We start from the raw sequence: 13,420 nt of genomic DNA, 5'->3' as shown, positions 1-13,420 counted from the left end.
GGCGGACGGCGGTCTATGCGCTGAGCACGAACCACTGCCTGGACGAGGCGCCCCGCACGTACAGATGCCGCCCCCGTCCGACAGGCGGTGCGTACTGCTTGAGTGGTGCACCGTCCGGGAGGGTGAGCTGTGCTTCTTCGACCAGCAGGACCTCGTCTTCCGTCAACCGGCAGTGGTGAAGGCGGTCGTGTCGCCGGTCGCCGCCGAGCATGACGATGTCCTCCCCGTGTACGGCCATGCCGCTGGGGGCGGCTACGGGCGACTTCCGGATGCGGGTCGGCCCGTTCGTACGGACCTCCAGAAGCGGGAAGGTCGGGTAGTAGCCGGCCCAGGCCACACCGTCGTCGACGTTGAGGGCGTAGACCGTGTCGATGTACTCGACTCCCTCGGGAGCGGCGTATCTCCATTCCTGGCGTCCCCCGCTGTCCCAGCGCACCAGACCGGCGCAACTGATGGGGTCGGCGTAGACACCCTCGTCGAAGTAGGCGCTCCAGACGTGGTTCCGCCGGTCCGCCATCATGAACTCGACCGCGTCCCCCATCACGAAGGAACGTCGGCGTCGGCCGTCTCGGCCGTATATCTGCGCGTTCCGCCTATCGGGCTCTCGCCCGGGATCGTACCCGTGCAGGATGAACCGCCCGTTGGGCAACGCATCAAGGTGGATGACCCGCATGGTCACCGCGTGCAGGGTCTGTTCTCGCACGGCACCACCCTCGGCGGTGACGAGCAGCGCGTCGTAGGGGTAGCGGCGGGGCGTTGGAGAGGGCCTTGTGCGCGGACGTGGTGTGAGTTCCGCGTCGGGGCAGATCAGCCAGAGGGCCCTGCCCCAGGCGTCCACTGTGGTCGCCAGGACCTTCCGGTGGTCGTACTGCCGAGGCAACAGTGCGTGGGGACGCAGTGCCACCTTCCTCAAGAGATCACCTCGCGGGCGGGCGGACATGGTCCCGACATGATGGCAGGTCGGTCAGAAGCCTTTCCGTAGTGGGTAGTTGGCGGCATGCTTTCGGTATGGTCGACGACGTGTCACCCGTGTACGAGGTGCGGTACGGCTGGGACCGTAAGACCGGGTGGGTCGTTGTGGGCAGTGTCTTCTTCAGCGTGGTCCTGTTGCTTCCTGGGGTTCCGCTGTTCCTGCGGGTTCTGGGGCTGGCTCTGTTCGGTGGGGGCGGGGCGCTCATGGCGTACACGGCCATGAGTCACAAGGTCGCGTTCCGGGTGGACGGGACAGGTGTGCTTCTCGGTGGGAATGCCGCTCGGTACAGGGCCACCACCGTCCATGTGCCCTGGGGTGACATCACGGGCTTCGTGCTCTGGCGGCAGAGCACGGGTGTCGCCACCTTGCCCTATGTGGGGCTCGTCCGGCGCGAGGGCGCTCCCGCACTCCCTGGGGACGGTCCGAAGGCCCGTGCCGTCGTGCGGCGACTCGTGTCGGTGCCCGAGGACGTGGCGTTCGCCTCGCGGGCGGTGTCCGGGTGGCGTTTGGACAAGGAACGGCTGGTCGTGGCCGTCGCCCACTTCGCGCCCGGCATCCCCGTACGGGAGCATCCCTCGGCGTGAGGGCGGCTCACCCGTCCGGCCCCCGCCGGTCGGGCGGCGGGCCCGGTGGCCGTCCATGCTGGGCGTATGAGAGCGAGGACCCCCAGCGGTGAAGCGCGCCAGGGGCGGTTGCCGTGGGTGACACCGCGCAGGATCGCCGGGCTGGCGCTGGCCGCGCTCGTGCTGGCCTTCGTCTTCGAGAACACCCAGCACACCCGGATCCGGCTGCTCGTGGCCACGGTCACCATGCCGCTGTGGCTGGCGCTGCTGGGCACGGGGGTGATCGGGGCGCTGTGCGGGGCTCTGGTGATGAGTCGGCGCGGCTGACCTCGGTTCACGTACGGTGGCCGGGTGCCGGAGACTCATGGATATCTCGCCGAGGGGCCCCGCGTGGGGGTCCGTCCCTTCACGTACGAGGACGAAGCAGAGTTCGTCGCGCGGGTGCGGGAGAGCGAGGAACTGCACCGTCCGTGGCTGTTCCCGCCCGCCGACCCCCAGGCCTACGCCGCGTACACCAGGCGGCTCATCGAGGATCCGACGAAGGCCGGATTCCTGGTGTGCGAGAAGGACAGCGGTGCCCTCGCCGGGTTCATCAACATCAACAACATCGTGGAGGGCGGCTTCCGTTGCGGGGCCCTCGGATACGGCGCCTTCGCGCACGCCGTGGGGCGCGGGCTGATGTCCGAGGCGCTCGATCTCGTGGTGCGCTACGCCTTCGGGCCGATGGGGCTGCACCGGCTGGAGATCAACGTGCAGCCCGGCAACGCCGGTTCGATCGCCCTTGCCCGCCGCGGCGGCTTCCGGCTGGAGGGGTTCTCGCCGGACATGATCTTCATCGATGGCGCGTGGCGGGACCATGAACGGTGGGCCATCACCGCCGAGATGGTCGGGGCGTGAGGGTGCGCAAGGGCGCGTGAGGGACGTGCGGCGCGTGAGGGACGTGCGGCGCGTGAGGGACGTGCGGCGGTTGTCGCATGCTCGGCTTCCACGCCGCGTACAGCCTCGGCGGGATCGTCGGCGCCTCGCTCGCGGCAGTGCAGCTCCGCTACCAGGTCCGCGTGTACCCCGAGCCCGGTGCCGCAGCCGGCCCTGCTCGCCGCCCGCCCCCCGGAGTCGCTACGCCGTCGGCCCGCGGTCCGCGTACTCGTACACCGAACCGTCCGGGTGCAGTGCGATCAGGTTGCGGCCGGCCGGTGTCGCCATCGGGCCCGCCAGGACCCGGGCGCCCGAGTCGGTGAGGACGCGCTGGGTCTCCTCGACGTCCTTCACCGCGATCGTCGCCGTGACCTTGCGCAGGACCTCGATCTCCGCCTCGGGACCGCTCATCAGCAGGAAGCAGCCGACCGCGGCGACCGAGACGCCGCCCCGCTCGAAGCGCTGGGCACGGCCGCCCGCCAGTCTCTCGTAGAACGCGACCGAAGCCTCCAGGTCGTCGACGCAGATCCGTAGCGTGGCTCCCAGAATTTCCATACGGAACAGCCTAGTTGGGGCTCGGTGCGGACGTGATCGTTTCGGCCGGATCCCGGTCCGGCGCAGGGCGGCGCGCGAGGCCGCCGCGGGCGCGGTGTTACGGCGACCGCGGCCTGGGTACCCGGCGGCCATGACACCTGTGCGTGACCTGGAACATCCGGCCCGCGGCGGCCACCGCCGTGCCACCGCCACACCGTCACCGATACCGACACACCCCCGTTCGTCCGGGGCGGGACACCTGGACGCCGTCCCCGGCGACGGCTGACCGGTACGGAGGAGACGCAGATGAAGACCCGTCAGCTCACCGAACTGGCCCAGCAGTTGCGCGTGGACAGCGTCCGCGCCGCCGACGCGGCCGGTTCCGGGCACCCCACGTCCTCGATGTCCGCCGCGGACCTCATGGCCGTCCTGCTGGCCCACCACCTCCGCTACGACTTCGAACGCCCCGCCCACCCCGCGAACGACCGGTTCATCCTGTCCAAGGGACACGCCTCACCCCTGCTCTACGCCGCCTACAAGGCCGCCGGAGCGATCAACGAGACCGAGCTGCTCACCTACCGCAAGCTCGGCAGCCGTCTCGAAGGGCACCCCACGCCCCGTCGACTGCCCTGGGTGGAGACGGCCACCGGATCGCTCGGCCAGGGCCTGCCCGTCGGCGTCGGTGTCGCCCTGGCCGGGCAGCGGCTCGACCGCACCGGTTACCGCGTCTGGGTGCTGTGCGGCGACAGCGAACTGGCCGAGGGCTCCGTCTGGGAGGCCGCCGAGCACGCCGGGTACGAGCACCTCGACAACCTGATCGCGATCGTCGACGTCAACCGGCTCGGCCAGCGCGGCCCCACCCGCCACGGCCACGACCTCGACGCGTACGCACGGCGCTTCCGGGCCTTCGACTGGCACACCGTCGAGGTCGACGGACACGACGTGGAGGCCGTCGACCGCGCCTGCGCCGAGGCCGAGTCCACCACCGGAGCACCCACCGTGATCCTCGCCCGCACCCTCAAGGGCAAGGGCGTCCGCGCCGTCCAGGACCACGAGGGCCTGCACGGCAAGCCCCTGCCGGACCCGGCGGAGGCGATCGCGGAACTCGGCGGCGTACGGGACCTGCGCGTCGAGGTCCAGCCACCGCCCGCCGCCCGCACGCTGCACCCGGTGCACAGCGGCCACCTGGAACTGCCGCGCTACGAGGTCGGTGACGAGGTCCCCACCCGCGACGCCTACGGGCAGGCGCTCGCCGCACTCGGCAGCGCCCGCGGCGACATCGTCGCCCTCGACGGCGAGGTCGGCGACTCCACGCGCGCCGAGTACTTCGGCAAGGAGCACCCCGACCGCTACTTCCAGTGCTACATCGCCGAACAGTTGATGGTCGCCGCCGCCGTCGGCATGGCGACGCGCGGCTGGGTGCCCTACGCCTCGACGTTCGCCGCGTTCCTCACCCGCGCCCATGACTTCGTCCGCATGGCCTCGATCAGCGGCTCCGGCATCAACCTCGTCGGTTCGCACGCGGGATGCGCCATCGGCCAGGACGGCCCGTCCCAGATGGGTCTCGAAGACCTCGCGATGCTGCGCGCGGTGCACGGCTCGACCGTGCTGTACCCGTGCGACGCCAACCAGACCGCCAAGCTCGTCGCCGCGATGGCCGACCAGGACGGCATCCGCTATCTGCGCACCACGCGCGGGAAGACACCGGTCGTCTACGGGCCCACCGAGGAGTTCCCGGTCGGCGGCAGCAAGGTGCTGCGCGCCTCCTTCGAGGACCGGCTGACGATCGTCGCGGCCGGGGTCACCGTCCACGAGGCGCTGGCCGCGGCCGACGCGCTCGCCGAGGAGGGCCTGCGGGTGCGGGTCATCGACCTCTACTCGGTCAAGCCCGTCGACCGGGCCACCCTGCGCGAGGCCGCCGCCCGCACCGGCGCCCTCCTCACGGTGGAGGACCACCACGAGGAGGGCGGTCTCGGTGACGCGGTCCTCGACGCCTTCCTCGACGGGCGCCCCGTACCCCGCCTGGCGCGCCTCGCCGTGCGAACGATGCCGGGCTCCGCGACCCCCGCGGAGCAGTTGCACGCCGCGGGCATCGACGCCGGGTCGGTCATGGCCGCCGCACGACTGCTGGTGGAGCACGCCGTGCTGGTCTGACCGATGGTCCGGCCGAGGGGCGCTGAGGGCGCTGAGGATGCGTCACCCGATCGCCGGCCATATCATCCCCGCATCATCCCCGCGCTCCGTGGCGGTGGTGATGATGCGGGAACAGTTGATGGCGGAACAGGAAGCCCAGCAGCCAGATCACGATCAGCGCGAGGGCGATCCACCACAGTACTTTCACCACGAATCCGATGGCGAAGAAGACCACGGCCGCCACCAGAATTGCCAGCAGGATCGGAACCATGACATGTACCTCCTGCTCGGCCGGGTTTCCCGAAACGGGCGAGTCAGACGTCCTTCCGGCAAAGGATCTCTCCGTGCAGGACGGAGAACCAGCCGTCCTCCTGCCGTCCCCATTCCCGCCAGGCCTCCGCCACGGCCCGCAACCGCGCGACGCTCGCGTGACCGCCCTCGGTGGCCCGGTCCGCGTACGTGGAGGCGAGCGTACGGTCCGCCCACAGCCCGCTCCACCAGTCCCGCTCCTCGGCGGTGGCGAAGGTCCAGGTGCCGGTGGTGGCCGTGATGTCACGGATACCGGCCCGCAGCGCCCAGGACCTGAGGCGCCGACCGGCGTCCGGCTCACCGCCGTTGGCACGGGCGACCCGCTCGTACAGGTCCAGCCAGTCGTCCATGCCCGCGGACGACGGGTACCAGGCCATCGCCGCGTAGTCCGCGTCGCGCACGGCGACGAGACCGCCCGGCCTGGTGACCCGGTCCATCTCGCGCAGCGCCCGCACCGGGTCGCCCACGTGCTGGAGCACCTGGTGGGCGTGGACCACACAGAACGAGTCGTCCGGGTACGGAAGCGCGTGCACGTCGGCTACCGCGAAGTCCACGTTCGTGGCGCCGCGCGCGGCGGCCGTGGCGCGGGCCTGGTCCAGGATCGACGCCGCCCGGTCGACACCGGTGACGTGACCGTCCGGGACCAGGGCAGCGAGATCCGCGGTGATGGTGCCCGGACCGCAGCCGATGTCCAGGATCCTCATGTGCGGCTTCAGCGAGCCGAGCAGATACGCCGCCGAGTTGGCGGCCGTCCGCCACGTGTGCGAGCGCAGTACGGACTCGTGGTGGCCGTGCGTGTAGACGGCCGTCTCCTCCGGCATACCTGCCCCTTCCCGTCGTACGAACCCCCGCGTCATGACCGCCGGGCCGTACGCCTCACCGTACGCGGCCATGTCGGATGGTGAGACCCACGTATCACCATGTGGACTTGCCTGCGTACGGCCCGCTCCGGTCGTGCGGCGGGATCGATAATCGTTTGCCGGGGCTTGGCGGCGCCGTCCAGAATGCGCCTCATGGGACACCTCGAAGCCGCGCACCTCGAGTACTACCTCCCGGACGGCAGGGCGTTGCTCGGCGACGTGTCCTTCCGGGTCGGGGAGGGCGCCGTCGTCGCGCTCGTCGGACCCAACGGGGCCGGCAAGACAACCCTGTTGCGCATCATCTCGGGTGAACTGAAGCCGCACGGCGGGACGGTCACCACCAGCGGCGGGCTCGGTGTCATGCGGCAGTTCGTGGGATCGGTGCGGGACGAGACGACCGTACGCGACCTCCTCGTCTCCGTCGCCCCACCGCGCATCCGCGAGGCCGCCCGCGCCGTCGACGCCGCCGAGCACGCCGTCATGACCGTCGACGACGAGGCCGCCCAACTGCGGTACGCGCAGGCCCTCGCCGACTGGGCCGAGGCCCGCGGCTACGAGGCCGAGACCCTGTGGGACATCTGCACCACGGCCGCGTTCGGCGTCCCCTACGAGCGGGCCCAATGGCGCCAGGTGCGCACCCTCTCCGGTGGTGAGCAGAAGCGGCTGGTCCTCGAAGCGCTGCTGCGCGGCCCCGACGAGGTCCTCCTCCTCGACGAGCCCGACAACTACCTTGACGTACCAGGGAAACGATGGCTGGAGGAGCGGCTCGCGGAGACCCGTAAGACCGTGCTGTTCGTCTCCCACGATCGGGAGTTGCTCGCCCGCTCCGCCGAGCGGATCGTCAGCGTCGAGCCGGGACCGGCCGGTGCCGACGCCTGGGTGCACGGCGGGAGTTTCGCCACGTACCACGAGGCCCGCCGCGAACGGTTCGCGCGGTTCGAGGAGCTGCGCCGCCGCTGGGACGAGAAGCACGCCCAGTTGAAGAAGCTTGTCCTGACGCTCCGTCAAGCAGCCGAGAACAGCGCCGACATGGCCTCGCGCTACCGCGCCGCGCAGACCCGGCTGCGGAAGTTCGAGGAGGCGGGCCCGCCGCCCGAGCCGCCGCGCGAGCAGGACATCACCATGCGGCTCCAGGGGGGACGTACGGGAGTCCGGGCGGTCACCTGCGAAGGGCTCGAACTCACCGGCCTGATGCGCCCGTTCGACCTGGAGGTGTTCTACGGCGAACGCGTCGCCGTCCTCGGCTCCAACGGCTCGGGCAAGTCGCACTTCCTGCGCCTCCTGGCCGGTGACGACGTCGCCCACACCGGGCGGTGGAAGCTCGGCGCGCGCGTCGTGCCCGGCCACTTCGCCCAGACCCATGCCCACCCCGAACTGGAGGGCCGTACGCTCCTGGACATCCTGTGGAAGGAGCACGCGCAGGACCGCGGCGCCGCCATGTCCCGGCTGCGGCGCTACGAGCTGACCGGCCAGGCCGAGCAGACCTTCGAGCGGCTCTCGGGCGGCCAGCAGGCCCGCTTCCAGATCCTGCTCCTGGAGCTGGAGGGCGTGACCGCGCTGCTGCTCGACGAGCCGACCGACAACCTCGACCTGGAGTCCGCCGAGGCGCTCCAGGAGGGCCTGGAAGCCTTCGCCGGTACGGTCCTCGCCGTCACGCACGACCGTTGGTTCGCCCGCTCCTTCGACCGCTACCTCGTCTTCGGCTCCGACGGCCGGGTCCGGGAGTCGACGGAGCCGGTGTGGGACGAGCGGAGGGTGGAGCGCGCCCGCTAGGGCCAGGCCCTAGCGCTCGTGGGCCGTCCAGGATGTTCGTACAGTGGAGTGAGCACCGTCGAGCGACGAGCGGGGTACACCATGAGCGGAGTCGACCCGGGGCACCTCACCGACCAGCAACTCATGAAGGAGCTGGAGACGATCCACCGCACGCGTCACGACACCCTGCTCCACGGTTCCAACGACGCGCTGCGCGCCCACAACGACCGTATGGCGCAGCTGGAGGGCGAGTATCTGCGCCGCCACCCGCGCCGCCTGATCGTCGCGAGCCGGACGCGCGACGGGGCGCGGGAGCGGGGGGCGGCCGAGGCGCCTGGTACGTGACCGCTTGGTACGTGAGGCCCTAGCTGTCCGGGCCGGGGAACTCCGCCAGGATCGCCTCGTCGAACGCCTTCAGATCGTCCGGCTTGCGGCTGGTGATCAGCTTGTTGGGACCTTGGTCGAGCCGCACCTGCTCGTCCACCCAGGTACCGCCCGCGTTGGTGATGTCCGTACGCAGACTCGGCCATGACGTCAGGACCCGGCCCCGTACCACGTCCGCCTCGACCAGGGTCCACGGCGCATGGCAGATCGCGGCGACCGGACGGCCCTGCCGGAAGAAGGCGTGAATGAACGAGACGGCCTTCTCGTCCATGCGCAGGAAGTCAGGGTTGGCCACGCCGCCCGGCAGGACGAGCCCGTCGAAGGACTCCGCCTCCGCCTGCCCGACGACCGCGTCCACCGGGAAGGTGTCCGCCTTGTCGAGGTGATGGAACGCCTGCACATGCCCTGGCTTCGTCGACACCAGGACCGGTTCGTGGCCGGCGTCGGCCAGCGCGCTCCAGGGGTCGGTGAGTTCGACCTGCTCGACGCCCTCGGGCGCCATCAGGAACGCGATACGCATGTCTGCTCACTGTCCTCTCCGGGTCGTCCGGTGGTTCGGTGGGGCTTGGTGGTGTGGGTGGTCCTAGGCGTGGCGTGCGACGCCTTCCGCCTGCACGACCGCCTCGGCGAGTTCACGGGCGCTCGCGTAGCGCGTCGAGCGCGGCAGTCGCTTCAGCGGTTCGACGAGGGCGTCCGGTGCGTTCCTGGCGCGCAGCGTGCCGATCAGGTCGTCCCTGCGCGCCGGGAACGCCGTACGCCCGAGGATCCGCGCCATCTCGTAGCGCATGTCGGCCACGGAGTGCGCGCTGTCCGGGGCCATGGGTCCGGCCCAGGCCGCGGGGTCGTCGTCGGCGGTCGGCTCGGGGTCGTGCCACTCCTCGGTCCGCGTCGGGTGGCCGGACCGCAGCAGCTCCTGTAGCTCGTGCTTCATCTCGTCGTCGCGGTGGACACTCAGCCGGTCACTGCCTCGCTGCATGACTCTCTCCAGAACATCGGGGTGGTCCCCAGGTACCCGGTGCGCGCCGTTCGAATCGGTGCGCGCCGTCGTCACCCGCCCGGGGGTGCGGTTACCGCGAATGGTGCCCGGCCGCGCGCGGGCCGTGGCCGGGCGGGCTGTCATGGGCTTTCGAGGGCACGACGTCCGTGCCCCGGAGGAACCGGCCGAAGGAGCCCCTTCATGCACCGCAGTGCCCGCGTCCTGTCCGCCGCCACCGTGGCCGGTGCCGCACTGAGCGCCGTCGCATCGCCGGCCTTCGCGGAACCCGCCGCCGACATCACCCCGCGCGCGGTGGCACCCGGCGGCACGGTCACCGTCTCGGTGTCCTGCGACGCGATCAGTGGCAACGAACCCGACTCCGTCGAGGCCACCTCCGAGGGCTTCGAGGGAGGCACGGTGCGGTTGAAGCGGGTCGAGGGCGTGCCCGTGCCGGTCGGCAGCCAGGGCACGACCCGCGTGGTGTACAGCGGTACGGCCCGTATCCCGCCCTCCGTGCAGGGCCTCGGAGTGAGCCTGGCCCACCGGTACACGGAGCTGGGCATCGAGGGCCGGTGCCCGAACGAGCCGGGGGAGCCGGAGAGCCGGTGGTCCGAGTCGCTGGACGTGAGCGGGGAGGGACGGGCGGCGACGCAAGGACAGGGCCAGGGACAGGGACAGGGACAGACGGGGGTGCAGGGGCAGGCGGGTCAGCCGGGGCAGACAGGGCAGCCGGGGATGCAGCGCGGGGGCGGCCCGGCGAATCGGCAAGGGGCGAGCCCGGCGGGGCCGTCGGAGGACGGTCAGCAAGGGCAGGGGCAGCAGGGGCAGCAGGAGGGGCAGGAGTCGGTACAGCCGGGGCAGGGCGTGCGAGGCGAGGGCCAGGCCCAGGGCGAAGGTCAGAACCAAGGCGATGGCCAGGCATGGCCGCAGGGTGAAGGGCAAGGGCAGCAGCGTCAGGGCCGTCAGGGCTGGGGGCAGGTCAAGCCGCAGGGCGCGGGCCAGGGGTGGCAGCCAGGGCAGGGCTTGGGAGGCAGTCCGGGCCAGGCGTCCGAGCAGGGGCAAGGTGGCCCGCAGGGCGATGGTCAGGGCTGGCAGCAGGACGAGGGCCAGGGCCGGGGCTGGCAGCAGGCCGAAGGAGCCCAGGGGAGGTCCCAGGGCGACAGCCAGGAGTGGCAGCAGGGGAAGGAACAGGGCGGAAGCCAGGGCTGGGGGCAGGGCTGGGGGCAGGGCGGAAGCCAGGGCTGGGGTCAAGGGAAGGACCAGGGCGGGGGCCAAGGGTGGGGGCAGGGCAGCGAGCAGGGCGGGAACCAGAGTTGGGGCCAGGGCAAGGAGCACGGCGGTGGGAGTCAGGGCTGGGGTCAGGAAGGTCGGCATGGCGCGGCCCAAGGCGGAGAGCAGGGGCGGCAGCACGGCGAGGGCTCGGGCAAGGAGCACGGGAAGCAAGGCGGCGGCCGGGACGAGGGCCGGGGGGAGCACGAGAACGGGCGGTCACCCGCGCGGCACGGAGTGAACGCGGGAGCGGGCGGCGCCTTCCACGAGTCCCTGCCCCTGCTCGCCCTCGGCGGTCTGCTGATCGCGGGCGCGCTCGGCGGCGCGGTGCACCGGGTGTGGCGGCGCGGACCGTCCCGCGCCTGCTGATCCCGTGACCCGACAGCGGTGACGGACAGCGTGGAGGCAGGCATGCGGCGGACGGATCCGGAAGGGCACGGCCCCGTCCGCTACGGCCCGCCCCTGCCCGACCACGGACTGCCGGTCCTCCCGGGCCTCGTCGCCGTGCTCACCGCCGCCGCGGAGTACGACGGTGCCGAGCCCGGCGGCGTACCGGCCCTCCTCGACGCCGCCTGCGGCTACTTCGGCAGACGCGGACTGCCCACCGAGCGCGACCGGGCGACCGCAGCCCCCGGTGCCCCCGCCCTGCTGGCCGCGGTCACCGCCGCGCTCGGCGGCGACGTACTCGTGCCCCGGCCGTGCGCCGCCTGGTGGGCACCCCAGGTCCGGGCGCTCGGCAGAGCCGTGTTCCCCGTGGCCACGCCCGCCGAGTGCGGCGGCGTCCCGGATCCCTGTGCCCTGCTGGAGACCGTCCGCCGGGTCCGCGCGGAAGGCGGCGATCCGCGTCTGCTCGTGCTGTCGGTCGCCGACGACCCCACCGCCACCGTGGCGCCGCCCGAGGTGGTGCACCAGACCGTGGAGGCCGCCGCCGCCGAGGGCCTCCACCTCGTCAGCGACGAGACCTGGCGCGACACCGTGCACCGGCCGCGCGACACCGTGCTGCTCAGCCCCGCCGAGATGCTCCCGGACCGGGTCACCGTCGTCACCGACCTGGCCGGTCCCTTCCTTCCGTCGGGCTGGCCCGCGGCCGTCGCCCGCTTCCCGGCCACCGCCGACGGCGCCCGGCTGCGTGCCCGTGCCCTCGACGTACTGACCGCGCTCGGTGCCCGTATCGCCGCCCCGGTCGCCGCCGCCGCGGCCTATGCCCTCGCCGAGCCCGACGACATCACCCGGCGCCTGGCCGCCGGCACCGCGCTGCACGCGCGCGTGGCCGCCGCCCTGCACCGCGTCGTCGTCGCCGCGGGCGCCCTCGCCCGGCCCCCGCAGGCGGGGCGTCACCTCTACGCCGACCTCGCGCCGCTGCGCACCGCGCTCGACCGGCAGGGCGTCGGCGACGCACAGGAACTGGAGGACTTCCTCTCCGCCCGGCTCGCCATGCCCGCGCCCGGCGGCCACCGCTTCGGCGACGACCTCGGGGCGCTCCGCGTCCGCCTGACCACCGCACCCCTTCTCGGCGCGACCCCCGAGGAACGAGCCCGGTGCCTCGCCTCGCCCGCGCCCTTGGAACTGCCGCACGTGCACAGCGCGTTGACCCGTCTGGAATCGGTCTTCGACGATCTACGCGACGACGCTCAGCGATGGGAGTCTCCCCGATGACGCAGCAGTCCGAGCCGACCACGAGCACCCTCTCCGTACAACCGGCCGCCACGGAACCGGCGTCCGCGTCCGTACTGACCCGGAACCCCGCGCCGCCGACCTCGTACCCGCCGCTCGCCGAACCCCGTCCGCTCGGTGAACGGCGCCTGTGGCCGCGGTCGTTCATGGACCGGCTCACCGCGCCGCTGCCCGGCCTCAAGGCCTTCGCCCGCCTCGCCCGCGAGGGCGCGCTACGGCCCGCGCCCGAACAGCTCAGAGACGTACCGCTGTTGCCCTACGAGCCGGGCCCGCTGCCGCGGGTCGACGCGCGCTCCATCGCCGTCTCCTGGGCGGGGCACGCCAGTTGGGTGGTGCGCGTCGGCGGGCTGAGCGTCCTCACCGACCCGGTCTGGTCCCGCCGTATCCTCGGCACACCGTCCAGGATCACGCCCGTCGGCATCGCCTGGAGCGCCCTGCCGCCCATCGACGCGGTCGTCATCAGCCACAACCACTACGACCATCTCGACGTCCCGACGCTGCGCCGACTCCCGTACGACACACCGGTGTTCGCCCCGGCGGGCCTCGCCCGCTGGTTCCGGCGGCGGAAGTTCACCCGTGTCACCGAGCTGGACTGGTGGGAGGGCGCCGAACTGGACGGTGTCCGCTTCGACTTCGTGCCCGCCCACCACTGGTCCAAGCGCACCCTGACCGACACCTGTACGACGCTGTGGGGCGGCTGGGTGCTGACGGCGTCCGACGGACAGCGCGTGTACTTCGCCGGGGACACGGGATACGGCCACTGGTTCGAGCGGATCGGCCGCCGCTACCCGGGCATCGATCTGGCGCTCATGCCGATCGGCGCGTACGACCCGCGTTGGTGGCTCAGCGATGTCCACTGCGACCCGGAGGAGGCGGTCCGTGCGGTCGCGGACCTCGGCGCACGGCGGATGGCCCCCATGCACTGGGGCACGTTCGTCCTGTCGACGGAGCCGGTCCTCGAACCGCTGACCCGGGTACGGGCGGCCTGGGAGCGAGCGGGCCTGCCCCGCGAGAACCTGTGGGACCTGCCGGTGGGGGCGTCCCGGGTACTGGAATGATCCCGCCCGAGCGTTCCGGC

Annotated in this window: 15 protein-coding genes; 9 read left to right on the top strand and 6 right to left on the bottom strand. The window is 72.2% G+C overall.

All coding sequences use genetic code 11. The annotated features are described in order from the left end of the window. Positions 1–13: 13 nt before the first annotated feature. Complete coding sequence (locus NGF19_RS17985; RefSeq protein ID WP_252426019.1) at positions 14–904, bottom strand: hypothetical protein; 891 nt, start codon at positions 902–904, stop codon at positions 14–16. Between the two features lie 104 nt (positions 905–1,008). Here NGF19_RS17985 and NGF19_RS17980 point away from each other — a divergent pair, with 104 nt between their 5' ends. The 3 genes from NGF19_RS17980 (at position 1,009) to NGF19_RS17970 (ending at position 2,433) form a co-directional block, all read left to right on the top strand. Next, positions 1,009–1,557: a hypothetical protein gene (locus NGF19_RS17980; protein ID WP_252425966.1), complete on the top strand. Its 549-nt coding sequence runs from the start codon at positions 1,009–1,011 to the stop codon at positions 1,555–1,557. 66 nt (positions 1,558–1,623) lie between these two features. After that, positions 1,624–1,863 carry a LapA family protein gene (locus tag NGF19_RS17975; protein WP_252425965.1) on the top strand — a complete coding sequence of 80 codons (240 nt, stop codon included), beginning with the start codon at positions 1,624–1,626 and terminating at the stop codon, positions 1,861–1,863. A 24-nt stretch (positions 1,864–1,887) separates the two neighbouring features. Next, positions 1,888–2,433: a GNAT family N-acetyltransferase gene (locus tag NGF19_RS17970; protein WP_252425964.1), complete on the top strand. Its 546-nt coding sequence runs from the start codon at positions 1,888–1,890 to the stop codon at positions 2,431–2,433. 219 nt (positions 2,434–2,652) lie between these two features. On the opposite strand, the gene NGF19_RS17965 is transcribed toward NGF19_RS17970, so the two are convergent. Beyond that, positions 2,653–3,006 (bottom strand): VOC family protein, encoded by a 354-nt coding sequence (locus NGF19_RS17965; RefSeq protein WP_252425963.1) that lies wholly within the window; start codon positions 3,004–3,006, stop codon positions 2,653–2,655. A gap of 285 nt (positions 3,007–3,291) precedes the next feature. On the opposite strand from NGF19_RS17965, the gene NGF19_RS17960 reads away from it, so the two are divergent. Continuing rightward, positions 3,292–5,139, top strand: coding sequence for a transketolase (locus NGF19_RS17960; protein WP_252425962.1), 1,848 nt, complete (start codon positions 3,292–3,294; stop codon positions 5,137–5,139). Positions 5,140–5,212: 73 nt separating this feature from the next. On the opposite strand, the gene NGF19_RS17955 is transcribed toward NGF19_RS17960, so the two are convergent. Further along, a complete protein-coding gene (locus tag NGF19_RS17955) occupies positions 5,213–5,389 on the bottom strand; it encodes a hydrophobic protein (protein WP_252425961.1) in 177 nt (58 codons plus the stop codon). 43 nt (positions 5,390–5,432) lie between these two features. Then, complete coding sequence (locus NGF19_RS17950) at positions 5,433–6,248, bottom strand: class I SAM-dependent methyltransferase (RefSeq protein WP_252425960.1); 816 nt, start codon at positions 6,246–6,248, stop codon at positions 5,433–5,435. 192 nt (positions 6,249–6,440) lie between these two features. Here NGF19_RS17950 and NGF19_RS17945 point away from each other — a divergent pair, with 192 nt between their 5' ends. Both NGF19_RS17945 and NGF19_RS17940 read left to right on the top strand, forming a co-directional pair. Then, entirely contained in the window at positions 6,441–8,060 is a 1,620-nt protein-coding gene (locus NGF19_RS17945) for an ABC-F family ATP-binding cassette domain-containing protein (protein ID WP_252425959.1), read from the top strand. Positions 8,061–8,141: 81 nt separating this feature from the next. After that, positions 8,142–8,384, top strand: coding sequence for a DUF6158 family protein (locus tag NGF19_RS17940; RefSeq protein ID WP_252425958.1), 243 nt, complete (start codon positions 8,142–8,144; stop codon positions 8,382–8,384). Between the two features lie 19 nt (positions 8,385–8,403). Here the strand turns inward: NGF19_RS17940 and NGF19_RS17935 are convergent, their stop codons facing one another. Together NGF19_RS17935 and NGF19_RS17930 are read right to left on the bottom strand one after the other, a co-directional pair. Then, positions 8,404–8,943, bottom strand: coding sequence for a type 1 glutamine amidotransferase domain-containing protein (locus NGF19_RS17935; RefSeq protein WP_252425957.1), 540 nt, complete (start codon positions 8,941–8,943; stop codon positions 8,404–8,406). 63 nt (positions 8,944–9,006) lie between these two features. Beyond that, the gene (locus NGF19_RS17930) at positions 9,007–9,399 is read right to left on the bottom strand and encodes a DUF2795 domain-containing protein (protein WP_252425956.1); all 393 of its coding nucleotides are present in this window, start codon (positions 9,397–9,399) and stop codon (positions 9,007–9,009) included. A gap of 201 nt (positions 9,400–9,600) precedes the next feature. On the opposite strand from NGF19_RS17930, the gene NGF19_RS17925 reads away from it, so the two are divergent. Genes NGF19_RS17925 through NGF19_RS17915 form a run of 3 tightly spaced genes read left to right on the top strand, consistent with a single transcriptional unit; the run spans position 9,601 to position 13,400 of the window. After that, positions 9,601–11,037, top strand: a complete 1,437-nt coding sequence (locus tag NGF19_RS17925; RefSeq protein ID WP_252425955.1) for a hypothetical protein — start codon at positions 9,601–9,603, stop codon at positions 11,035–11,037. Positions 11,038–11,079: 42 nt separating this feature from the next. Next, entirely contained in the window at positions 11,080–12,324 is a 1,245-nt protein-coding gene (locus NGF19_RS17920) for an aminotransferase class I/II-fold pyridoxal phosphate-dependent enzyme (protein ID WP_252425954.1), read from the top strand. Further along, entirely contained in the window at positions 12,321–13,400 is a 1,080-nt protein-coding gene (locus NGF19_RS17915; RefSeq protein ID WP_252425953.1) for an MBL fold metallo-hydrolase, read from the top strand. The genes NGF19_RS17920 and NGF19_RS17915 overlap by 4 nt, the downstream gene beginning before the upstream one ends. Positions 13,401–13,420: the final 20 nt, after the last annotated feature.

This window comes from Streptomyces macrolidinus (assembly GCF_023887685.1).
Lineage (GTDB): Bacteria > Actinomycetota > Actinomycetes > Streptomycetales > Streptomycetaceae > Streptomyces > Streptomyces macrolidinus.
This window is presented reverse-complemented; position numbering and strand designations above follow the sequence as displayed.

Bases quoted from the DNA above. Each gene is read 5' to 3' on its own strand.
- NGF19_RS17980 (WP_252425966.1), top strand. From the start codon at position 1,009: ATGGTCGACGACGTGTCACCCGTGTACGAGGTGCGGTACGGCTGGGAC.
- NGF19_RS17975 (WP_252425965.1), top strand. From the start codon at position 1,624: ATGAGAGCGAGGACCCCCAGCGGTGAAGCGCGCCAGGGGCGGTTGCCG.
- NGF19_RS17965 (WP_252425963.1), bottom strand. From the start codon at position 3,006: ATGGAAATTCTGGGAGCCACGCTACGGATCTGCGTCGACGACCTGGAG.
- NGF19_RS17960 (WP_252425962.1), top strand. From the start codon at position 3,292: ATGAAGACCCGTCAGCTCACCGAACTGGCCCAGCAGTTGCGCGTGGAC.
- NGF19_RS17955 (WP_252425961.1), bottom strand. From the start codon at position 5,389: ATGGTTCCGATCCTGCTGGCAATTCTGGTGGCGGCCGTGGTCTTCTTC.
- NGF19_RS17950 (WP_252425960.1), bottom strand. From the start codon at position 6,248: ATGCCGGAGGAGACGGCCGTCTACACGCACGGCCACCACGAGTCCGTA.
- NGF19_RS17945 (WP_252425959.1), top strand. From the start codon at position 6,441: ATGGGACACCTCGAAGCCGCGCACCTCGAGTACTACCTCCCGGACGGC.
- NGF19_RS17940 (WP_252425958.1), top strand. From the start codon at position 8,142: ATGAGCGGAGTCGACCCGGGGCACCTCACCGACCAGCAACTCATGAAG.
- NGF19_RS17935 (WP_252425957.1), bottom strand. From the start codon at position 8,943: ATGCGTATCGCGTTCCTGATGGCGCCCGAGGGCGTCGAGCAGGTCGAA.
- NGF19_RS17930 (WP_252425956.1), bottom strand. From the start codon at position 9,399: ATGCAGCGAGGCAGTGACCGGCTGAGTGTCCACCGCGACGACGAGATG.
- NGF19_RS17925 (WP_252425955.1), top strand. From the start codon at position 9,601: ATGCACCGCAGTGCCCGCGTCCTGTCCGCCGCCACCGTGGCCGGTGCC.
- NGF19_RS17920 (WP_252425954.1), top strand. From the start codon at position 11,080: ATGCGGCGGACGGATCCGGAAGGGCACGGCCCCGTCCGCTACGGCCCG.
- NGF19_RS17915 (WP_252425953.1), top strand. From the start codon at position 12,321: ATGACGCAGCAGTCCGAGCCGACCACGAGCACCCTCTCCGTACAACCG.